This window comes from Vibrio sp. R10-SG3-ISO10 (assembly GCF_059834185.1).
In genome coordinates, this window is record NZ_JCBDHG010000006.1 from 20,345 (window position 1) to 43,331 (window position 22,987).

The window sequence follows — 22,987 nt, forward strand, 5'->3', positions numbered from 1 at the left end:
GATAATCAGCCTCCCGTATCTCATTAAAGCAGTAAGGAGTTCAACTTGAACCTATTTGTAAGAGATCTCACCGTTATCGATTCTTCATACATCTGTGAACAGAGAGGAGTCGTCGGAGACAGCTGGATAGTCGATGTCATCATGTCTGGTGAGCTTAATGAAATGAGTATGGTGTTGGATTTCGGTAGGGTGAAGAAGCAAATCAAACAACTCGTTGATGAGTTTGTCGATCATCGTTTGCTTATCCCAGTGCAAAACGCGGCTATCGTTTACAAACCAAGTAAATCGGGTTACTCCACACTTGACGTTCTGCGTGGTGAGAAGAGTATCCACCTAAACTGCCCGAATGAAGCGTATTGCTTGATTGATGCTGAAGCCGTCACCATCGAGAGCATTACTAAACACGTATACCAGATTCTGCGAAACAACCTGCCTAGCAATGTGACAGGGCTGGAAATTACCCTGCGTCATGAGAATATTGCAGGTGCCTTCTACCATTACACGCATGGTTTGAAAAAGCACGATGGTAACTGCCAACGTATCGCACACGGACACCGTTCACCAATCGAAATTATTGTCGATGGGGAGCGAGACAACGACAAAGAAGTGGCTTTTGCCAAACGCTGGGAAGATATCTATTTAGGTTCAAAGGAAGACCAGGTTTCTGTTTCAACGCTGAATCTAAGCGAAGGTGCTAAGGCAATTTCCGACGAAAGCCATTATGGTTTCCGATACACAGCGCCGCAGGGTGAGTTTGAGCTTGCCATCGCCAAAAGTGAAACTGAAATTCTGCCAACGGATACAACGGTTGAGCTATTAGCGGGTTACATTGCTGATGAAGTAAAACCAACGGTTGCAGAAGGTCAATCATTACAAGTTATCGCTTATGAAGGTGTAGGTAAAGGGGCGATGGCTTTTCGATAAAACCTTGAACTAGCGTTGATACTTTTTGCTAGTGATGGACGTATGACCACTTTTGGTCTTTAAAATACATGGAGTAGTAGCGCAATGAGTAATAAAGCAGGTACAGAAACTTCTGCACGCATTCTTGAACTGAATGACCTTGCGAAAGCCGCAGATTATTCGTTGTTGAATTCGCTTGTTCCTGATCCTGATGCAACGGAAGATGGCCTAGACTTTTATCCGAGACAAGTGTTCTCTGGGCATTATGTACCAGTGATGCCCACGCCAATTGCAGATCCTGTTTACATTGCTCACAACCAAAAGTTGTTTCGTGAGCTAGGTCTTGATGATCGTTTAGCTAAAACAGAAGCGTTCAAACAACTGTTCTCTGGAGACGTGACTAACGTGCCTGCACCGATGAGAACGATAGGGTGGGCGACGGGTTATGCGCTTTCCATATTTGGCAATGAATATATCGATCAGTGTCCTTTCAAAACGGGGAACGGTTATGGTGATGGTCGCGCTGTATCGGTTTTCGAAGGGGTATTGAACGGCAAGCGTTGGGAAATGCAGCTCAAAGGTGGCGGCCCAACACCGTATTGCCGCGGAGCTGATGGTAGAGCGGTATTGCGTTCAAGCGTTCGCGAGTTTTTAGCGCAAGAGTATATGAATGCTTTAGGGATCCCAACATCACGTTCATTGAGCCTATTTGCTTCACAAACGGAAACGGTTGATCGCCCTTGGTACAGTGAAGGTTCACGGTCAGAGAATCCAGATATTATGATCGCTAATCCGGTTGCTATCTCGACTCGGGTTGCGCCTTCATTTTTGCGGGTAGGGCAACTAGAGCTATTTAGCCGCAGAGCACGTGTGAACGAGCATCCGAACGCGTTGGTTGAGCTAGAGATGATGGTGTTGCATATCATCGAAAGAGAGTACAAACAGCAAATTGACTCCAGCTTACCATTGGCTGAAAAAATACTGATTCTAGCGACTGAGTTTAGAGACAGGCTTACTTCTCTAATCGCTAACTGGTTACGTGTCGGTTACTGTCAGGGTAATTTTAATAGTGATAACTGCTCAGTGGGCGGATTTACCCTAGACTATGGGCCTTTCGGATTCTGCGAGTACTTTGAACCATTTTTCCAACCTTGGACTGGTGGTGGTCGTCATTTCGCCTTTCTTAACCAATCTCAGGCCGCCGAGAAGAACTTCGAGACATTCTGTGGTGCCTTGAAACCTCTAATGCAATCGCAACCGGATGCGTTAGAAAAGCTGGAACAAATTGTTGAAGGTTTTTCTTCAGTTATGCAGGCGAAAGCGAGCCGTATGTGGGCATCTAAGCTCGGTTTAGAGGCACTAAACAGCGATCTATTTAACCAACTGCTCGCTTTGATGATCAAAAGCCATGTTGACTACACTATCTTCTTCCGCGAACTTTCTAAGATCCCAACAGAGGTGTCTGACTTATCTGCATGCTTCTATGCGCAATTAAGCGAGGAGTTAGAACTGGCGTGGAATCAGTGGCTTAAATCTTGGCGAGAGTTACTGAGCTCGGCTGGGGAGAAAAGCCTTGAGGATGTTTCGCGCCAAATGAAACAGGTGAACCCTAAGTATACTTGGCGAGAGTGGTTGATTGTTCCGGCTTATGAACAAGCGCAGAAAGGGGACTTTAGCCTAATCCAAGAACTGCAAAGCATTCTGGCTAACCCGTATGATGAGCAATCTGAAGAGGTTGAAGCAAAATACTATCAGCTCAGACCGATGGAGTATTTTGCCGCTGGTGGTGTGTCTCATTACAGCTGTTCATCATAGCCGTTTTGAATAGCGCTAGTTATAGCATAACTAGCGCTGTGGGAACTTTATCAATTACGAAGTTAAGAGAATTTTTCGCGGGCTGGATTATAGGTCATCTTGGCAAGCAGTCCTGCTATTTTCTCACGCATTTCTCGTCTATCAACAATCATATCTAGAGCACCGTGCTCTAGAAGAAACTCACTACGTTGAAAGCCTTCAGGCAGTTTCTCTCGAACCGTTTGCTCAATGACACGACGACCAGCAAAACCGATTCTGGCATTTGGTTCGCCGATATTAATATCGCCCAGCATCGCTAGGCTGGCGGAAACACCACCGAAAGTTTGATCAGTGAGGACAGAAATATAAGGTAGCCCCTTTTGGGCTAAGCGATCTAATGCGGCACTTGTTTTGGACATTTGCAGTAAAGCCATCAAAGATTCTTGCATTCTAGCGCCTCCGCAAGCGGAAAAACACACGAGTCCACAGTGGGCATTGATTGCCTCCTCAATAGCGCGAACGAAGCGTGCTCCCGTTACGCAGCCCATTGAGCCAGCCATAAAATTAAACTCGAAAGCACAGGCAACAACCGGCAAACCAACAAGAGTGCCTTTCATCGCGATCAACGAATCTTTTTCTCCCGTCTCTCTTTGCGCAAGGTCGAGACGTTCTTTGTAGCGCTTTCGATCTTTAAAACTGAGTATGTCTTTCGGTTCTAGTTCAACTCCAATTTCAGTGCTGCTCCCATTATCTAGAAATGTTTCTAATCTTCGTCGGGCGCTCATCCTCATGTGATGATGACACTTAGGGCAGACGTCCAAATTAGATTCTAGCGCTAAGTGGTAGAGAATCTGTTCGCACTCAGGGCACTTTTCCCAAACACCTTCTGGTATCGATGCTTTTTGCGCACCGATAATGCGTTTCTTATCGAGCAGCTTATCTAACCAATTCATAACCCATCTTATTAAGTATTAATCAAACTCGTATTGTATAAGCCCAAATATGGTAATAAAGTGGCTTATTTGGGATTGTAAATCCAACAAATTGGGATTGATGGTGTTTGGGGATATTGATCAGAAATGGCTAAAGAGCTTTCACTGTGTATATGAGAGCAATAGTTTCAAAAAAGCTGCTGAGTTTTTGGACTTACCAACATCAAATGTCAGCCGCCATATTGCTTTGCTTGAGGAAAAGCTCGCCACTCGATTGTTTGATCGAACGACACGTCGAAGTTTTCCTACCGAAGCGGGAGAAGCTCTCTACCTACGAACTCAACCACTCTTGGAGAAGTTGAACGATGCTTTATTCGAGGTTATGCAAACGTCTAATGATGTGATGGGGGAACTGAGAGTATTAATGCCAGATTCACCAATTTTATCCCAGGTGGTGGCATCGTTTTGTGCAGAGCATCCGGCTATTTCACTTTGTTGCGACACGAGCGTCAGCCCAAAAGAAGATTTGCTTGATGGCTTTGATATAGTGTTAACTTTTAATCGAGGAAAGCTTGCAGACAGCAGCTGGATAGCGAAGGAAATCAAACGTTGGTCAAGTGTCGTTGTTGCTTCGCCGAAGCTGTTACAGAGCTACACGAGGCCTAACAAAATCACAGACTTAAAACATGTGCCATGTATCAGTAGTTTGTCGGCTCTCAACGGGACGCCTTGGACTTTCAAAAAGGGTGACGGTGACTTGTTAACGCAAAAAGTCCAATCATCATTTAAGGTAAATAGTGGCAACCTCGCTAGAGCAGGGGCGTTGTCGGGGTTGGGTTTCGCGATACTCGCTGAAGAATCTTGTACGAGCGAGATCGAATCTGGAGCGCTTGAAGTTGTCGATCTAGAATACGAACCTGAAGATCTTGTGTTGTATGCATTCTACGCGTCTAGAAAACATGTCGCCAAAAAGATCCCTGTGTTTATAGAGTATATGCAACGACAAGCCAGACTCATTAGCGCTGGTAAATCCCTAAGTATACGTGACGAGAAGGGTTGATTGCTCCGGCATATTCGCAAGCTGACAACGCAAATCTTACCCATATCTATGAGCTGACAAGGTTTAAACGAATATTATCACTGAAGACAGATGGTGTTACTTTCTCAACTGTAATTTGGCAATACGTTTGCTCAAAGTGTAAATGCGTTTTAGTGCTTCTACCCACTCCATTTGTACACGGAAAATGTCCAACCTTTTCTCCGTAGCTTGAGAGAGTCTTTGTGCTTGAAGTTCGAGAATCGATTCAAGAAGTACATTAATTTCACGTTTAGCGTTGAGCACACTCTCGGCGAGCTGGGTGTCTTCTCGGCGTATCGCATTGACGCTATCGAGGAGTGCTTGATTGACTCTCGAATGGGTACGATCAAGTGTATCGCGCATTTCAGGGCTGGCTTGAATGTTGGCATCTAATGCCTTATAGCAAAGAGGTAGCATGTTGTTGACCACGAGATCAGCAATACTTTCCAATTGGTCTGTGATGCTGACTAACTTGATTTGATTGCGACTTTCATTCTGACTAAGTGGAGATTGGCGTAACTTACCCAAGTAAGAAAGGATCTTGGCGTGCAAGATATCTACTTCATCCTCTACTTTTTCAATCTCGCGTAGTGTTTGCCTAACAGCTTTTTTGTCGTTTTCATCTTTAGGTTGGTCTGCCAAAGGAGGAAGACGATTAACCATATTGGTCACGCGACGGCCAAGTCGACCAATTTCTAAGTGTGCTTGCTCTAGGGCGATATCAGGCGTTGCTAAGTATTCCTTTTTTATGTACTTAAGCTGGATTTTTTTGTGTTCCTTTTTTGCAGTGTGGTGCGGCACTAGCTTTTTAACAGCGGCAACAAATAAGGCGCTAAATGGGAGCATGATTAGTGTATTAGCGATATTAAACATGGTATTTGCATTAGCTATCTGACGCGGTGTCTCTGCGGCAAGGCGCTCTATACCATCCAAATCAAGGTGGCTGGGGGATATGGAGGTAGCCGCGAACGCGATAAGACTGATTACAGGTAGCCAAATAACAACGCCGATAAGGTTAAATAAAAGATGAATAGCAGAAGTTTGCTTTGCTTCTGTGCTTTTACCAATAGCTGCTAGTAGTGCTGTTACACATGTACCGATATTGGCTCCCATCGACATTGCGATGCCAGATTCAAGCGTAATAAAGCCTTGGCTCGCAAGGACTATGACAATACCTGTGGTCGCCGACGATGACTGGACTAAGGCAGTGAACGAAGCGGCCAGTAAAATCGCAAAAATTGGGTTGTCCATTCTTGCCATAAAGTCGATAAAGGGCTGAAAAACCCGCAGGGGAGACATGGCTTCACTCATCAGGTTCATACCCAAAAATAGTAATCCCAGTCCAAAAATAATATTGCCGTAGTTTTTGTTCTGTTGTCGTTTGGAGGTCATTTCTATTGCAAAACCAATCGCGATCATTGCCATGGCTGCTTTGGTGACTTTAAATGCAATAATCTGAGCAGTGACGGTGGTACCGATATTTGCGCCCATAATTACGCCAACTGCTTGGTTTAAGGACATCAAACCAGCACTGACAAAGCCGACGACCAACACGGTTGTTACTGAGGATGATTGAATAACGGCAGTCAGTCCGGCACCAGTTGCAACGGAACTCATTCGATTTGTAGTCAATGTACCAAGAACCTGCTTCATACGACTGCCTGCGGTTCTTTTTAAGGCATCAGACATTTTTTCCATGCCATACAGAAACATTGCCAAGCCACCAAATAGCCCCATAATCATGGAAAAGTAATCCAGTTGATCTGGCTCAGTGATGGATGCGTTAGATGAGAAAGGGAGTAATAGTAGAGTAAGCAGAATGCAGAATTTCATATCGACACTTATTATTGTTTTTTATAAGCATAGGTGAAATGCTGCTTTCCGTATGTACATCTCCTTTATCTTGTTTGTCCTATATCGGCTAATAAGAACTTCCAACTTGTGCCATCGTGGTAATTGAAAGTTATTGAATCAAAACAACATCTGTTTGTTGTTACCTAGCTTTGTGATAGAAACAGTGCTAGATAACTCAGAGATACTTGGAATAGCAAGTTAGTGTATATTAAACTTGTTTCTTATTGGCGGGTTGTTGGTTAACTCAGCTAGAAGTGCTGACAGACCTTTTACACCGCTTAAATCATTCGCAACAAGGAGACAAACAGCGTATGCGTATAGTCTATAGAGCTGATACTCGTCCCCCTTCAACCATCTTTTCCGTGGGCTTCAAGCCGCGCTTTAAAGGGGGGATTCAGATCCAAGATGGAGGGCAGATGATAGGGGGTATTTCAACTTCAAAAGATATTACGATAGCGATGAAGTATGCATCTTTGTATGGTGGGTACGTTTATGCTCTATACACCGACGATAAATCGGTCGATGTGGTAGAAGAACTCTACAAGAAAGGGAAGCATGCCGCTTTACCCAATGCTTACACACAAATGGAAATTGCTTGTAACGCTATTCCGCCCAATCAGATAGTTATGGCGCGAAAAGTAACGTGTGATGAGGATAAGAATATGACATGGGAAGGTGTGTTTGAAACCAATCCCAAGCATGAACAAAAGCAAGATAGCGACCCAATGTTTAAGACGGCAAACTATCTGTTTAACTTGAATATGTCTTTTAAAGCTCCGGAATAGAATCCTACCTCCAAGCTGTTGGTAATATTGAAAGCTTAGCCAACAGCTTTTAACACCTCCTCACCATCAGGGCGGCATTTATTATCTATGTCAATGAATGGTGGGCGTTTAGGCTTTCTCGCTTCAATACCATGTAATTACTGCGTGAATTCATTAATTTAAAACAGATCACACTTTTGCACCCACAGTGAACGTTAGCTAAGCGGAGTAAAGTGTGCCTACTTCCAACTTATCGGCTGTTAGGCAAGAGGTGGCTATCCCTTATTGGCTATGGCTTTACCTTGTAGCACGTCAATGTTGATCTGAAACTCGTACGACCTCATCACTGAGACTGTCTTTCATTCTTAGAAGATTAGATTCCAATTTCAGCGGGTGAGTTTCTTATTGGAGATCAGCATAATGCGCCGAATGTAACAATGTGTTTCAAAATGTAACAATTAATCCATATAAATCACAGGGCTTTTAACTCAGTGGTGTGATTGAAAACCCTACATTTTGCTCTTCACAATCTTACATCCTCAACACATAAGCATTCTAATGACTATAACAACCGACCTTTAGGTACTACCAAAAGTCGGAAAAATTTTGAGAAAGTGAATGGAAGTTTCAAGGTACACACGCCTCTTTGCGAGGATAAGTTTGCTTGGCACCATACTTATCCTCTCGGGGTGCAATTCTGCACTACTTGACCCGAAGGGCAGTATTGGCGTTCAAGAAAAAGAACTAATCATTACAGCACTACTGCTGATGTTAATTGTCGTTATCCCAGTGATTTTGATGACAATTTACTTCGCGTATCGCTATCGCGAGTCAAACACCAACGAAGAGTACGCACCAGAGTGGGCGCACTCAACAAAAATTGAAATCGTGGTGTGGACGATCCCCATTATCATTATCGCGATCCTTGCCACCATCACATGGCGCTCAACCCACGAACTCGAGCCCTCCAAGCCGATCGCCAGTGACGTTACTCCGATGACCATTGAGGTGGTGTCGCTTGATTGGAAATGGCTGTTCATCTATCCGGATGAGCACATTGCCACTGTCAACTACGTCGCGTTCCCAAAAAATGTGCCTGTTCAGTTTAAACTGACGTCCGACAACATCATGAACGCGTTCTTTATTCCTCGGCTTGGCACGCAAATTTACGCTATGCCGGGCATGGTGACCAAGCTCAACCTGATCGCCAACCATACAGGGGATTATAAAGGTTTTGGCTCAAGCTACAGCGGAGAAGGTTTTTCACACATGAAGTTCACCGCAACAGCCATGGAAGATCGCACTGCTTTCCTTAACTGGGTGCAGCAGGTGAAAGCCAGCCCTAATCGAATCGAAGACTGGGAGCAGTTTCGTGCATTGGCCGCGCCCTCGGTTGCAGAGCCGAAGACTCTGTTCTCGAGCGTGCCCCCATTTTTATTCACTGACATCGTGACCCAGCATCCGGGTTCCATGAACTGCTTGCCGGAAAACCAAGGATAATCGCATGTTTGGAAGACTAACACTTGATTCAATCCCTTATCACGAACCGATTATTGTCGTCACACTAGCGGTGATTGCCTTAGTGGGTTTAGCTATTGTGGCCGCTGTTACCAAAGCGGGTAAGTGGCAATATTTATGGCACGAATGGTTTACCTCAGTTGACCATAAAAAACTGGGCTTTATGTACATCGCGGTGGCGATGGTTATGTTGATCCGTGGTTTTGCTGATGCGGTGATGATGCGCAGTCAGCAGCTCCTATCTGCCGCTGGTGAGAGCGGTTATTTACCTCCTCATCACTACGATCAAATCTTTACCGCCCATGGCGTAATCATGATTTTTTTCGTCGCGATGCCGTTGGTTATTGGTCTGATGAACATTATTGTTCCTCTGCAAATAGGTGCCCGAGACGTAGCTTTTCCTTACTTGAATAACCTTAGCTTCTGGCTGTTTGTGGTCGGAGTGATCTTGACCAACATGTCGCTAGGTTTGGGTGAGTTTGGCCGAACTGGCTGGTTGGCTTACCCTCCGTTGTCTGGGATCGATGCCAGTCCGGGAGTCGGCGTAGACTACTGGATATGGGCTTTGCAAATCTCAGGAGTAGGGACCACACTGACTGGGGTGAACTTCTTTGCCACCATCTTGCGTATGCGTACGCCATCGATGCCAATGATGAAGATGCCGGTGTTCACTTGGGCATCCTTGTGTGCCAATATCCTGATCATCATTTCTTTCCCGATTCTGACAGTAACCATCGCGCTGTTAACGCTTGACCGCTACTTGGGCATGCACTTTTTCACCAACGATCTTGGTGGCAATGTCATGATGTATGTCAACCTGATTTGGGCATGGGGTCATCCGGAAGTGTATATTCTGATCTTGCCTATCTTTGGTGTGTTCTCTGAAGTGACCGCGACCTTCTCACGCAAGAAGTTATTTGGCTATACCTCGTTGGTTTGGGCAACGATAGTGATCACGATTTTAGCGTTTGTCGTTTGGCTTCATCACTTCTTCACCATGGGATCGGGCGCAAATGTGAATGCCTTCTTTGGAATTGCCACCATGATTATCTCCATCCCAACTGGCGTGAAGATCTTTAACTGGCTGTTCACGATGTATAAAGGTCGTATCCGTTTTACAACGCCAATGATGTGGACGGTGGGCTTCTTGATTACCTTTACCGTCGGTGGAATGACGGGCGTATTGATGGCGGTTCCGGGGGCTGACTTCGTGTTGCACAATTCAGTGTTCCTAATTGCCCACTTCCATAACGTTATTATTGGTGGCGTGGTATTTGGCTGTTTCGCCGCTATCACTTACTGGTTCCCGAAGGCGACTGGATTCACCCTTAACGAAACTTGGGGTAAACGCGCGTTTGTGTTGTGGATTGTTGGTTTCCTTATGGCCTTCTTACCACTATATGCTTTGGGTTTTATGGGGATGACACGTCGTTTAAGCCAAGACCTCAACCCTGAATACTTCCCGCTGTTGGCCGTGGCCGCTGCAGGTACTGCTGTGATCGCCTTAGGTGTGGTGTGTCAGTTTGTTCAGTTCTATGTCAGTGTGCGTGATCGTGAGCAGAATCGCGATTTAACGGGTGATCCGTGGGGAGGGCGTACATTCGAATGGGCGACTTCATCACCACCTCCGTTCTATAACTTTGCACATTTACCGAAAGGTGACGTGTTAGACGCGTTCTGGTACCAAAAACAGAACGGGGACTTTGACCCAACCAAAACAGTGGAATATGAGCGTATCCATATGCCGAAGAACACGCCAACTGGCATCTATGTGTCTGCCTGGGCACTGGCGTTTGGATTCGCAATGATTTGGTACATCTGGTGGCTTGCCGCTGCGAGCCTCGTCGGCATCATCGTGACGTGTATAGAACACAGTTACAACGAGGATGTGGATTACTACGTGGAAGTTGACGAGATAAAAGCGATTGAAGCACAGCGTCGAGAGCAATTGGATCAGGCGAAAAAGAAACAAGTGAAAGACAATGAAAACAACGATGATCTAGAGGTAACGTATGCAAACTAATGTTGCCGTTCATGGCCACGAACACCACCATGATGCTACAGGTAACAAGCTCTTTGGCTTCTGGGTGTACCTGATGAGCGACTGCGTATTGTTCGCGACGTTGTTTGCGACTTACGCCGTATTGGAAAGCGCATCGATTGCTGGTCCCACAGGTAAAGACATTTTCGAGTTGCCCTTCGTGTTTGTTGAAACCATATTGCTGCTCTTTAGCAGCATCACGTTTGGCTTTGGCATGATCGCCCTCAAACGCAATGATGTAACCGGGTTAAAACGTTGGTTAAAAGTAACCTTCTTACTTGGTTTGGGTTTTATTTGCATGGAAGTGTATGAGTTCCATCATCTGATTGTTGAAGGTTATGGTCCACAGCAAAGTGCGTTTCTATCGGCTTTCTTTACGTTGGTTGGGACGCACGGTTTACACGTGACCTTTGGTTTGATTTGGTTAGCGGTGTGTTATCACCAACTATCTACCAAAGGCTTGAATGAGAACATGTCGATGCGGTTCCAATGCCTGAGTTTGTTTTGGCATTTCCTCGATATCGTTTGGATTTGTGTATTCACCATCGTTTATCTCTTGGGGGGCATGTAATGGAACAGTATCTAGAAACCGGTGCATCGGATTACGTGAAAGGCTTTGTGGCATCGTTGATTCTAACCGTCATCCCGTTTTACTTTGTTTGGGCGCAATCTTTGCCTGATGGTGCAACCTATGTGCTCTTGTTTGGTTGTGCCATCGTGCAGATCTTTGTCCACTTTAAGTATTTCCTACATATGGAAGCCAGAACTTCCGACGGTCGCTGGAATTTGGTTTCATTGATGTTTACCACCATTGTAGTTTTGATCCTCATCGCTGGTTCGGTGTGGATCATCTACAACATGAACGTCAACATGAAGTTGTAGGCATGGGTATGCTGAAACGTTATATCTCCATTACCAAGCCTGGCATCATTGTTGGGAACTTAATTTCGGTCGCGGCTGGGTTCTTCCTAGCCGCTAAGACTGAGCCTGCCAGCTTTGTCCTATTAGCAGTAACACTATTGGGTGTTGGGCTGGTTATTGCGTCCGGCTGCGTAGTGAACAACATATTTGATCGAGATATTGACCAGAAGATGGCGCGAACTCGGCAACGTGATCTGGTTAAAGGTACCATCAATATTGATGTGGCGTTTGTCTACGCGCTAGCCCTGTTACTCAGTGGTACGGTGTTGCTTTATCAGCTTGCGAACCCATTAGCGGCGGTGGTGGTGCTACTGGGTTATGTGTTCTATGTGTTCTTCTACACCATGTGGTACAAGCGAACATCCGTATATGGCACTTTGGTTGGCAGCTTGTCGGGGGCAGTGCCTCCACTGGTTGGCTATTTAGCTGTGACCAACTACATCAGCCTTGAAGCTATGCTGCTGTTTACGATGTTTTGCCTATGGCAAATGCCGCACTCTTATGCAATTGCCATGTTCCGTATGCAGGACTATCGCGATGCCAACATACCTGTTTTGCCACTGCAAGCTGGTATCCATAAAGCTCAGCGCCATATGAAAGCTTACGTGGTGGCGTTTGGATTAGTTTCGCTCGCTTTGTTCCTACTCGGATCCGCCGGATACGAGTACTTGGCGGTCTCTGCCTTGGTGTGTTTGATGTGGACAAGAGTCACGTTTCGTCCAATCGACGAACGCAATTACGTCCATTGGTCGAAATCAGTGTTTAAGGTGTCTTTACTGGTCGTGATGAGTGTCAGTGGCGTACTCGGTCTTGAGCTGATCCCTCTGACTATATAACCTCAACCTTAGTGGTTGATACGGTGCTATATCAGATATCGACTAAGTAGTAGTGACGTTGTCGCTCACTTCGGTGACTGCACATCGAAGTAATCCCTATCGTTGCCGAATCCATTTGGGCCCTAAGTATCAAAACTTGCTGTGTGATAGAAGCGAGTCTTGTATCGCACAGCGAAACACTACCTTCTCAATACTCAAAGGGTATTCATCTAAAGGGATTTATTAGAGAAAGTGATTAGCTTCAGGCAGTTGAAGAGAATTGAGAGCGTTTTTGAGGGCTCAAAAACGGTGAAACCCCGATGTTGGTAGTAAGCAAAATTGTAGGGTATTGATTTTTAATGTTTTCATTGTTTTATAGAGCATTTCGTATCTTAAAGTGGCGTCTTAAATACGAAAATGCTCGAATTGGTAAAAGCTTATAAATCAATTGGTTGTAGATTCGCTACTACTGTATAAGTCCACCCTATAGCGACTGACATCGGCCCCTTTACGTATCTCTTCTTCATTTGCTTTTGTGGCCAATTGCCGCTCAAAACAAATCTTACCGAAAATTTCATGCATAGTTTTTCTTAAGCAATTTTCATTATTTGAAATGTGAGGAGAAGAACATGGCAATCCGATACTTAAGACCGAGTCAGTACATTGAGGAGTTTTATCCTGGATCTGGTATGTGCAGCGCCACGATCATTAATTGGATAAAAATTGGGAAGTTGGGCGGCACTCGAACCCCCACAGGCCGATACCTTGTCTGTATAGATGAGGATATAGGCAACCCAGCAGATCGTATTTCAGAATTAGTTAGATTTCTGGAGTCGTGATGGTAGGTCGAGCAAGAAGTAAAGAAACGGCTCACTACCCAGCATTTCTTGTGCGAATGAGCCACAGGGGAGAGCTTCGTTTTCGCTTTACAACAGTTGAAGGTGTTAAACGACTTTTCCCTAGTGGCACAACTGAGCAAGAGGCGATTCAAGCGGCTTATGTTTATAACATGCAGAACAGGCCGGAATTGACGCAAGACTTTGATCTTAATGAGCCAACCCAATTTCAAAGAGCGATCTCAAAAGGGCGTAGAGATAAGTTTAATAAGCCATTAAAAGATTGGCTCCCTGTCGTATTGGCCCGTGTTAAAGCGGAAGAAAAACTTTCAAAAGACGTCTTTAGAAACTTAGAACGTGACTGCGAAAGGTTGGAAGAGCACATGGGTAAGTGCTTAACAAAATCGCTGAAGTTACAGCATATCAATGAGCACATTGGTAAATACTATGCCGAACTTAATAATCGACAGCTAAATGGAAAAATCAGCAAATTGAAAAAGATATTTTCCTATTTGGCTGATGAGAGTGCGATAGAGAGTAACTTTGTTCTTAACAAGAAACAGAGGCGTTTGTCGAAAGAGGATTACACCAAAGCACGCCACAACTTAGATTACGAAAGCTATCTCCAGATCTATGAAGTAGCACCACTGTTCTTGAAAGTCGCAATGTCTTTAACCCTAGAAACGACTCATGCTGTGCGAGAAATTTACCGATTGCGTTATCGAATCAAGAAGCCTAGAGAAGGCGTATGTGGCATCCTTTGGAATCCAGAGGGCAGGGTAGATTACATTGACGGCCAACCCATCTATGGCACGCTTTATATCCATCGTCAAAAAGTCCAAAAGTCGGAGACTTCTGCGGTAGCGATTCCTGTCACACAGGCGATAAAAGACATTGTTGATCTGTCTAAAACCTCAAGGCTTCACTGCCCTTATGTGGTGCATAGAAAGCCTCGCCAATTACAGCGAGGTATCTCTAAGGAAACTGACCATCTTTATCAGGTTCACCATCACAATATAAGTAAAGAGTTCAGCAAAGTAAGAGACTCTTTGGGCCTATACGATCACCTTAAGAAATCTCTTCGACCAACCTATCATGAGATCCGAGGTTTATCGGCCAGAATGATTGAAGAGCAGGGCATAAGCGCAACTGAACGGATGGCCCATGCCAATACGGATACAACGAAGATATACACGAGAGAAAATGATATTCGCTGGAATCACGTATCGGCGATTGAGGTGAAGCCAAAAGTTGGTTAGTAGATTCAAAAAGTCCGGATTGTTAGGAGAGTCGTAGCAGAAGGAGTGGAAACAAAGGAACAGAAACTACTGCTCGACAAATATGGCTGTGACTTGTTTCAGGGGTACCTCTTCAGTAAGCCTTTAGATAAGGAGTCACTCAAACAATACATGGAAAGCCATTCAAATTAGCAGCTTCAATCACAGTGTAGCTTTGCTAAGTGACTAGTTGGGCAGCTTCGAGTTTAAATGCTGGACTGTAATGCCTCTTAGCACTTCTAGTCAGCTGGCCAAATTGACGATGCCACTACAAAAACACTTACCACAATCTCTCAAAGTTTATGTACTATTCCACTTACTGAAGCTTTGTGGGCCGTATTTACATGAACTTGTCTCAAATTGATTTGAATTTACTGTTTGTTTTAAAGCACCTTCTGGAAGAAAAGCATGTATCGAATACTGCTATGGCTTTAAACATGAGTCAGTCAGCAGTAAGTCGAGCATTGCAAAAAATGCGAGTTTTTTTTGATGACGAATTGTTGGTACGCAAGAAATACGGATATGAGCTGACGCCCAAAGCGGAGTCGGTAAAGCATGACATCAACAATGTCATTACAAGTTTAGAGAAACTTGCCCACAAAGACTCTTTTGACCCAAGCACCGTCACGAGCACGGTCAAGGTTTATGGGCTTCTTCCGCAGATAAATACTTTAATGCCTAAGGTGATTGCCAAGATTCGACAACAAGCTCCGAATCTTACGGTCAGCTTGGATTCAGCACCAAAACGTCATTTTGATGCCTTAGTGGCAGGGGATGTTCATTTCGCCCTGTCTTCTCACCAGCCGCCAAGTTCAGAGCAAAATATCTACCGAATGGTCGTTGCTAAGCGCACATTCCGCTTGTTAATGAACCGCGAACACCCATTGGCTGACCAAGAGCTTACCCCCGAAAAACTCGCTGATTTCGATTTTGGACAAGTTTCTTTGCAAGGTGAGAAACGGCTGTCTTTTGAACATAAGTACCAAGAGCTCGGGTTAGCGAACAAAAAACAACGCTTGTCAGCGCCAGTTCAGCTAAGCAATTTTAGTTCTGCCCCCAGCATCGCTGCGGAAACGGATATTATTTTTCATCTGCCGACGCCATTTGCTGAGGCAGCCTGCCAAGATCCTCGCTTAATCGTACGTGAAGTCCCCGCTGAGTTGCAGTTGGACTTCCAAGAGGTCTATCTATATTGGCATAAACGCTTTAACGATGACCCGATGTGTGAGTGGGTACGTGACATCTTTAAGCAGCTTTATGTTGGCAAAGATACCTTATCTTAAATGCTTTAGGCGGATAATCTAACCTTAACTATTCGTATTATGGATAGTGATATTCTGTTTTTACGATAGAGATTATCTTGTCAGTGATTGTTTGAATCGGGTTTAATTGAGAATAGTTATTAAATGCAATTACATTCTAAATTAGCTCAATATGAAACCTATATTCTCACATACTCTACTGTCTACATCCGTCGCTTGTGCTTGTCTTGCTGTACCTATGGCAAGTATTGCGGGTAACCATTCAGGTAACAACAATACAACGACCATGGAGACCATGGTTGTTACGGCCTCAGGCTACGAACAACTGGTTACAGAAGCGCCCGCAACAATTAGTGTTCTCACTCGAGAACAACTTGAAAACCGCTCTTATAAAGACCTTACCGATGCCCTAGCTGACATCCCTGGAGTCACAGTGACGGGTGGTGGTGATGGACAGGACATCTCAATCCGAGGTATGCCTGCCCAATATACAGCAATTCTTGTCGATGGCAGAAAGCAGTCTGGCCGAGAAACCCAAACCAACGGTAGTACATTTACCGAACAAGATTGGCTACCGCCACTGAGTGCGATTGAACGCATCGAAGTCGTACGTGGCCCTATGTCGACTTTGTATGGCTCAGATGCATTAGGTGGTGTGATTAACATCATTACTCGAAAAGACTATCAACAGTGGCACGGCAGTTTGCGAACTGAAATGACGCTTCAAGAAAACTCAAAATCAGGGAACAGCCATCAAGGACAGTTATACCTTGCGGGCCCAATTGTCGATGGTCTATTGAGTGCTTCTGTAACTGGCCTATATCAGGAAAGAAAAGAAGATGAGATAGAAGGCGGTTATGCGGGGAAAACGCTCGATAACTACCGAGCGTCTGTCTACCTCACTCCAACGACGGATGATACCTTTACGCTAGAATTTACGAATCACAACCAAGAGCGAGTGACGACCCTAGACAAATCAGTGGTGCGAGAATCTCAAGTCGCCGAGCGAGAATATGAGCGTCAATCTGTTGGTCTCGGTCACGATGGTGATTACGCATGGGGGACGAGCACTTCATTTATTAGCACTGAAACAGTCAAAAATATCGGTGCAGAGAAAGAGGTCAAAAATAGCCAAATCAATACTCAGCTAGGCCTGCCTATTGATGCTCATTATCTAACACTAGGCGCATCATTTGAGCAAAAGGATCTAACAGACAATAGTTTATCGCTGACTTCTAAAAACCAACAATGGGCAATATTTGCTGAAGATGAATGGTATCTGACGGATACATTCGCTCTCACTCTTGGTTTACGTTACGACGACAATGAGATCTTTGATGGGCAGCTTAGCCCAAGAGTCTACGGGGTTTGGTCCATTGATCCAAGCTGGACACTAAAAGGTGGTGTATCTACCGGCTATCGAGCTCCTAGCCTGACAGAAATGGATGAAGATTGGGTTCAAGAAAGCTGTCGAGGCCGTTGCGCAATTTATGGAAATTCAGATCTAACGCCAGAGACATCAGTCAACACGGAGATGGGGTTATATTACGTCGATGATAGAGATCTTTCTGCAAACGTTACTCTGTTTTACAGCGATTTCAAAAACAAAATAGAAAGTGAATTTGTCGATCCAACTTGTACAGATAGTAGGCGCTGTGACCGCACTTATATCAACATTGATGATGCGCTTAGCTATGGTGCGGAAAGCTCAGTATCTAAGGGCATTACCGAATCGATCACACTAAGTGCAACCTACACTTACACTCGCAGTGAAAAGAGCACCAGTGACGAAGATGATGGCTTACCACTTGTTCAAGCACCTGAACATCTAATCTCGATTAACGGTGATTGGGCAGTGCGTGACGATGTTGCTTCATGGCTGCGTGTGAACTATCAAGGCGAAGAGAAAAACAACATTACGAGCGATAGTACAAGAACATTAGCACCCTCTATTACTTACGTGGACCTTGGTGCGAACTGGCGTGTCACTAACAATGTGAAGTTAATGGCAGCGGTTTACAACCTGTTCGATGAACAAACTACAGAGGAAGAGTTTGGTTACATTGAAGATGGCCGACGTTACTGGTTAGCGGCTGAAGCGACTTTCTGATCGAGTTACCTTTTAGGCGAAGAACAAAACTATGAATACGAAAATTAAGTCTGTAATGACCTCCCTATTACTCATGCCTTTTGCCTGTTTCGCAGGGGAGTTCAATGTAGAGAAAGACATCTTGTTCAAAACCGTAGGTGAAAGAGAGATTAAGCTCGATCTTTATACACCCTCGGCTGAAGCAAATACGCAATACCCGCTGTTGGTTTGGGTGCATGGTGGCGCATGGAAACGTGGGAGCAAAGATGCAATCCCAGAAAAGAACCCATTATTACTCCAATCGGTATTGAATGAGGGCTATGCGTTAGCGTCGGTTGATTATCGTTTGAGTGGGGAGGCGACCTTTCCTAAGCCTGTTCAAGACATCAATGATGCACTGAACTATCTTCACGATAATGCTGAAAAGCTCGGTATCAAGGCGGATAATCTCGTGATGATGGGACGCTCGGCGGGTGGCCATTTGGCGGGCTTTATCGGTGCAACTAACTCGGCATACAATCAAGTGGATTTCTATGAACCGCCGAAATATAAGGTTTCTGCTGTGGTGAGTTTTTTCGGTCCTACTGATTTACTTGAGTTAGGCAATAAGGGGGGCAAGAAAACCAGCAAGAAGTCGTCAGTATCTCGCTTCTTAGGGGATATCCCTAGCAACATCCCAGAGATTGCCAAGCAAGCATCAACGACGACCTATGTTAACGAAAGCATGCCCCCATATATCCAGCTACACGGCACTTTGGATAAGCGAGTACCTTTATCTCAAAGTGAGATATTAAAAGCAAAGCTCGATGAATACAGGGTACCTAATCAACTGTTCATTGAGGAAGGTGTTGGGCATAGTGCTCCCGTCTTTGATACAGACAAATACGTCCCGCGTGTTTTGGGTTTCTTGAAGAAACATTTTCCGAATTAACAGGCTCGATCGATAAGCTGCTTAAAAAATTCTGACTGTTTCATACTAAGCCAATTGCAACAGCAATTGGCTTTTTCACACTCCTCTTATGGAGCTCTTATTTTAATAATTGATACGAGCCTTGCTTAGCAATAAACAATGGTTGAATCCTTAAAAGTCGCTATGTCTTTAACCTTCGAGACAACTCATGTTGTGCGAGACATCTACCGTTTACGTTATCGAATTATTCGGCCTTTTGTATTTGACTTAATTGTGAGCTAGTCCTGTCACTCCAAACATGGAGTGACAGGACGGACAGCGCCCGCCATTCCTACCTTCCGAGCGGATTCTCAGAATTATCAGCGAATGACGCCGAACCCAAACTGGCGCTGAGAGCGTCACTAAATTTGAATACTCAACACTCATCGCACACAATGAAATGGAAATAAATACGCAGCCATTGCTGCATAGCCTACTTGTAAAAGAAACCAATTAATTACCAGCGCATTCTTATCTCACCAGCCCAACGGGCTTCTGGGGATTAAGCAATTGCACATGGCTTACAGTCATTCAATTGTTCGGAATTTCTGACCGCACAGTAGTCTCACTCCATTACCTAATTACTTCATAGAAGTGATAGGCGTTCTGTCGAAATGAACGAGAGTAACAACACTAATCTTAAATCGCATTGATACCTAACTACTGCCCCCGTGAAATAAGAACCTTCGAATGACAAGAGAAAGAGCCGACAACACACGGCTCTTTATTTTTCATTTATCAAGAAGAGGGTTAGCGCATGGCTACTAATTTCTATTTCCAAATTACCCGTTTACTACACCGAAACCCAGATGGATCAAAAGCAACTCAAGCGGAGCGAAAGAAAGTGCTCAAGCTGGTGGACAGTCAACTAAAAGAGCTCAACGTACGAAATTTAGAGCTAAAGAATTTTGGCCGTCGACACATAGTAAAGTTATTAACTCACTGGCAATCGCAAGGCTTGTCGGCTGGTACAATCAAAAACCGAATGTCTCACCTAAGATGGCTATCAGAAAAAATTGGTAAGCCGGGGCTTATACCTGCTAACAATGCTTCTCTCGGTATAGAAAAACGTCACTACGTAACAAACATCAATCGATCCCGCCACATATCAAATGAGCAATTATCTAGGCTCAATAACCGCTATTTAGAAGCAAGCTTCAGATTACAGGCCGCCTTTGGCCTTCGCCGAGAAGAGTGCATGAAGATAATACTGCGCTTTTCAGACAAAGGTGATCACTTAGTCCTGACTAAAACGAAAGGCGCTAGACCCCGAACCGTACCAATCAGAACCCAAGCGCAGCGTGAACTCATCGATTTGATAAAAAAAGTGGGTGGGGGATGGCTCACTAATACCTAGAGAGGACACGTATAAAACTCATCTAGGTAGATACGAACGGGCGTGTATCAAGATGGGGCTCGATCGTGCACATGGCCTGAGACATGCGTATGCGCACCAGCGATACCTTGAGTTGACGGGTAATAGCGCTCCTGCTGCGGGAGGCCCGTCAACGAAAGGGTTGAGTGGTGCAGACAAGCAGCGTGACTATGAAGCCAGAATGATCATAAGCGAAGAGCTAGGGCATGGCCGAGAGGAAGTGACAGCGGTTTATCTAGGCCGTTGAATTAGAGGTTAGATCCCAACAACCGATCTAAAAAGTGTTCTAGGTTAGAACACTTTTTTCTTTTTCGGAGGAGCAAAATGTTCACAGTCAGAACATTTTTAGCTGTTTATCCGAGTTTTCCTAACTTGTTCTTGCCCCATTGCGTGTTTAGCACTTACGTCTCGTACTATAAATGTGAGCAGAAATTGCAGTACTTTCACTAATCAAAATCACCATTTGAGATGCCCAAAAGGACGAAAAGTGGAATAACTCTCGGTTTGTGTCACTATTACCTAAACTTGTTCATTACTGAGTTGTTTTATAATGGTTTTCATGTAGGCCCAAATTTCTACTCTGAGTCAGTCAGATGAATTATTCGTTGAGAAGGTTAGCCTTTCTGCCTGATAAGCTCCGTTTCAAAGGAAATAAATATGGATATCGATGTCTGGTTTACTTATGTTGTGACTGTGTTGGTGTTAATGAGTACACCAGGACCAAGTCAACTGCTTATGTTATCGAATAGTATGGGTAGTGGATTTCGACGATCAATCTATACCGCGATTGGTGACTTGACGGCGAACTTTTTTCAGATGGTCATTGCAGCACTTGGTTTAACCACCGTTATTGCAAATTCACAACATTTTTTTACCGCTGTAAAATGGGGTGGTGTAGCGTATTTGTTTTATCTAGGCATGAAATTATTGTTATCTAATCCCTCTAACACCATTGAGCAACAAGGACAACAACGCTCTAAGTCCTCTCTTTATTGGCAAGGTTTTATAACATCAGCTGCCAATCCGAAAGCTGTGGTTTTCTTTGCAGCCTTATTCCCTCAATTTATCAACCCTGAATCGGGGTTGTTGATGCAGTTTGTGGTTTTGAGTTCTACTTACTTAATAATGGACTGCGTATTCCTGTGCTTCTACGGCAAGTTTGCAGAGTCGATAGCACATAGACTTTATGGAAATATGAAGCATCAGTTGGATAGAGTGTCAGGTATTTTTTTGATGGTTGCAGCAGTACTGTTAGGTAATAAAGAGGTCAGTTAGCCAGAATGACGGCTTATATAACGTTTAAGGATTTAAAAGAATTTTTCTCATCGAAATTGTTTTTGTCCCCGATTGTCTCTGTGCATCCTGAACGCAAAGTCGCTTGTATGCATGTCGTGCTTGGCAACGATGACGTTGGGATTAAATGGAAGGGAATTTTCGATGCGATATTACACAACATCATCAGTCAGCCTTGCTCACATTAAATTGAACAATGCTAGTTTTGTTGAAGGAACTGCTCGAAGTTAGTTGTTGTGTCGTCGCTGGTAAACCTTGAGCCTGTAATCCCCTCGCCAATGATATTGCGCGCTTGGCTATACATTTTCTCAGATAAAGGAATATAACCCGCGGTACTTACTGAGCGCTCAATATTTCTTGGATGAAAGGTATGGGAAAGGAAACGGCGAACACTTGCTCTTTTCGAGATCGCGGCTTTGTTGACGTAAAGGAAGAGTGGTCGTGAAAGGTCACTATATTGACCACTGATGACATTCTCTACACTTGGTTTTATCGGTGTTCCGTGAGTATTGGTTATCGCGACTGCTTTGAGCTTATCTTGATTTTGTTGGTAGTAGGAGTAACCAAGATAGGCCATGGCATTTGTATCTGCCGCCACTTCCGCTGCCATTGCATTGTCATCTTCATTAGCAATGTAGTCTTGTCGGCTGTCTACCTTATTTAAAACCATATTAACAAAGTAGTCGTAAGTACCAGAATCAGCACCTGGCCCATGCAGTATAAGCGGATTTGAAGGGTAGGTTGTGTGGACTTCACTCCATAGTTGAATCTTCTGCTCTGATGAGGCTTGCCAAATTTTCGCCAGTTGGCTGATAGGCATAGCGTCGAGCCAGTGGTTGTTTCTATTTACGACTACGGTAATTGCATCGAGAGCGATGGGCAGCTCGATAAACTCGATACCATTGGCTTTACACAACTCTAATTCACTTGCTTTGATAGGGCGTGAGGCGTTAGAGATGTCGGTTCGCCCACGGCAAAATTTTCTAAACCCTCCACCAGTGCCCGTAATGCCGATCACAACGTGGGTTCGGCTGCCTTCTGCTAGCATATATTGTTGGGCGGATTGTTTAGTAATTGGATAGACCGTGCTAGAGCCTTCAATCTTAATCAAGTCTTTAGCTATCGCATGACCGGCGGAGAGAAAAAATACCAACCAGAAATAGTTCGTTAAGATCTTAATGACGTGTTTATTCATGATGCAAAAGCGTTAGTTAAACGCGAACGATGATTGTTTTGACTCGGAGAATATAGATTTTTTGTTGTTTATAAACAATGGAGCAGCGCTA

At 44.5% G+C, this 22,987-nt stretch carries 18 protein-coding genes and 1 pseudogene; 16 read left to right on the forward strand and 3 right to left on the reverse strand.

The window, feature by feature from the left end:
• Positions 1 to 45 precede the first annotated feature (45 nt).
• Both AC6R16_RS03675 and AC6R16_RS03680 read left to right on the forward strand, forming a co-directional pair.
• Positions 46 to 924: a 6-pyruvoyl trahydropterin synthase family protein gene (locus AC6R16_RS03675; RefSeq protein ID WP_500673641.1), complete on the forward strand. Its 879-nt coding sequence runs from the start codon at positions 46 to 48 to the stop codon at positions 922 to 924.
• 84 nt (positions 925 to 1,008) lie between these two features.
• Positions 1,009 to 2,718 carry a protein adenylyltransferase SelO gene (locus AC6R16_RS03680; protein ID WP_500673642.1) on the forward strand — a complete coding sequence of 570 codons (1,710 nt, stop codon included), beginning with the start codon at positions 1,009 to 1,011 and terminating at the stop codon, positions 2,716 to 2,718.
• Between the two features lie 62 nt (positions 2,719 to 2,780).
• Here the strand turns inward: AC6R16_RS03680 and accD are convergent, their stop codons facing one another.
• Positions 2,781 to 3,650: an acetyl-CoA carboxylase, carboxyltransferase subunit beta gene (accD, locus tag AC6R16_RS03685; protein ID WP_239855633.1), complete on the reverse strand. Its 870-nt coding sequence runs from the start codon at positions 3,648 to 3,650 to the stop codon at positions 2,781 to 2,783.
• A gap of 100 nt (positions 3,651 to 3,750) precedes the next feature.
• Here accD and AC6R16_RS03690 point away from each other — a divergent pair, with 100 nt between their 5' ends.
• Entirely contained in the window at positions 3,751 to 4,689 is a 939-nt protein-coding gene (locus AC6R16_RS03690; RefSeq protein WP_500673656.1) for a LysR family transcriptional regulator, read from the forward strand.
• Positions 4,690 to 4,785: 96 nt separating this feature from the next.
• Here the strand turns inward: AC6R16_RS03690 and AC6R16_RS03695 are convergent, their stop codons facing one another.
• Complete coding sequence (locus AC6R16_RS03695) at positions 4,786 to 6,540, reverse strand: Na/Pi cotransporter family protein (RefSeq protein WP_500673643.1); 1,755 nt, start codon at positions 6,538 to 6,540, stop codon at positions 4,786 to 4,788.
• A gap of 332 nt (positions 6,541 to 6,872) precedes the next feature.
• Here AC6R16_RS03695 and AC6R16_RS03700 point away from each other — a divergent pair, with 332 nt between their 5' ends.
• The 13 genes and pseudogenes from AC6R16_RS03700 (at position 6,873) to AC6R16_RS03760 (ending at position 21,683) form a co-directional block, all read left to right on the forward strand.
• Entirely contained in the window at positions 6,873 to 7,346 is a 474-nt protein-coding gene (locus tag AC6R16_RS03700) for a hypothetical protein (RefSeq protein ID WP_500642015.1), read from the forward strand.
• Between the two features lie 597 nt (positions 7,347 to 7,943).
• Positions 7,944 to 8,825: a ubiquinol oxidase subunit II gene (cyoA, locus tag AC6R16_RS03705; protein ID WP_500673644.1), complete on the forward strand. Its 882-nt coding sequence runs from the start codon at positions 7,944 to 7,946 to the stop codon at positions 8,823 to 8,825.
• Between the two features lie 4 nt (positions 8,826 to 8,829).
• Entirely contained in the window at positions 8,830 to 10,866 is a 2,037-nt protein-coding gene (gene cyoB, locus AC6R16_RS03710; RefSeq protein ID WP_500673645.1) for a cytochrome o ubiquinol oxidase subunit I, read from the forward strand.
• Positions 10,856 to 11,455, forward strand: coding sequence for a cytochrome o ubiquinol oxidase subunit III (gene cyoC, locus AC6R16_RS03715; protein WP_500673646.1), 600 nt, complete (start codon positions 10,856 to 10,858; stop codon positions 11,453 to 11,455). The genes cyoB and cyoC overlap by 11 nt, the downstream gene beginning before the upstream one ends.
• Positions 11,455 to 11,766: a cytochrome o ubiquinol oxidase subunit IV gene (gene cyoD, locus AC6R16_RS03720; RefSeq protein ID WP_500673647.1), complete on the forward strand. Its 312-nt coding sequence runs from the start codon at positions 11,455 to 11,457 to the stop codon at positions 11,764 to 11,766. Before cyoC ends, cyoD begins: the two co-directional genes overlap by 1 nt.
• Entirely contained in the window at positions 11,727 to 12,641 is a 915-nt protein-coding gene (gene cyoE, locus AC6R16_RS03725; RefSeq protein ID WP_500673648.1) for a heme o synthase, read from the forward strand. Before cyoD ends, cyoE begins: the two co-directional genes overlap by 40 nt.
• A gap of 817 nt (positions 12,642 to 13,458) precedes the next feature.
• Entirely contained in the window at positions 13,459 to 14,715 is a 1,257-nt protein-coding gene (locus AC6R16_RS03730) for a site-specific integrase (RefSeq protein ID WP_500673649.1), read from the forward strand.
• A gap of 18 nt (positions 14,716 to 14,733) precedes the next feature.
• Entirely contained in the window at positions 14,734 to 14,886 is a 153-nt protein-coding gene (locus tag AC6R16_RS03735) for an EAL domain-containing protein (protein ID WP_500673657.1), read from the forward strand.
• 191 nt (positions 14,887 to 15,077) lie between these two features.
• On the forward strand, positions 15,078 to 16,016 hold the full coding sequence (locus AC6R16_RS03740) for a LysR family transcriptional regulator (protein WP_457867456.1): 939 nt from the start codon (positions 15,078 to 15,080) through the stop codon (positions 16,014 to 16,016).
• Between the two features lie 151 nt (positions 16,017 to 16,167).
• On the forward strand, positions 16,168 to 18,105 hold the full coding sequence (locus AC6R16_RS03745; RefSeq protein ID WP_500673650.1) for a TonB-dependent receptor domain-containing protein: 1,938 nt from the start codon (positions 16,168 to 16,170) through the stop codon (positions 18,103 to 18,105).
• Between the two features lie 31 nt (positions 18,106 to 18,136).
• On the forward strand, positions 18,137 to 19,015 hold the full coding sequence (locus tag AC6R16_RS03750; protein ID WP_500673651.1) for an alpha/beta hydrolase fold domain-containing protein: 879 nt from the start codon (positions 18,137 to 18,139) through the stop codon (positions 19,013 to 19,015).
• 775 nt (positions 19,016 to 19,790) lie between these two features.
• Positions 19,791 to 20,655: pseudogene (locus tag AC6R16_RS03755) on the forward strand (phage integrase N-terminal domain-containing protein).
• Positions 20,656 to 21,065: 410 nt separating this feature from the next.
• Positions 21,066 to 21,683, forward strand: a complete 618-nt coding sequence (locus AC6R16_RS03760) for a LysE family translocator (protein ID WP_172848862.1) — start codon at positions 21,066 to 21,068, stop codon at positions 21,681 to 21,683.
• Positions 21,684 to 21,900: 217 nt separating this feature from the next.
• Here the strand turns inward: AC6R16_RS03760 and AC6R16_RS03765 are convergent, their stop codons facing one another.
• Positions 21,901 to 22,896, reverse strand: a complete 996-nt coding sequence (locus tag AC6R16_RS03765; RefSeq protein WP_500673652.1) for a PstS family phosphate ABC transporter substrate-binding protein — start codon at positions 22,894 to 22,896, stop codon at positions 21,901 to 21,903.
• Between the last annotated feature and the right edge of the window lie 91 nt (positions 22,897 to 22,987).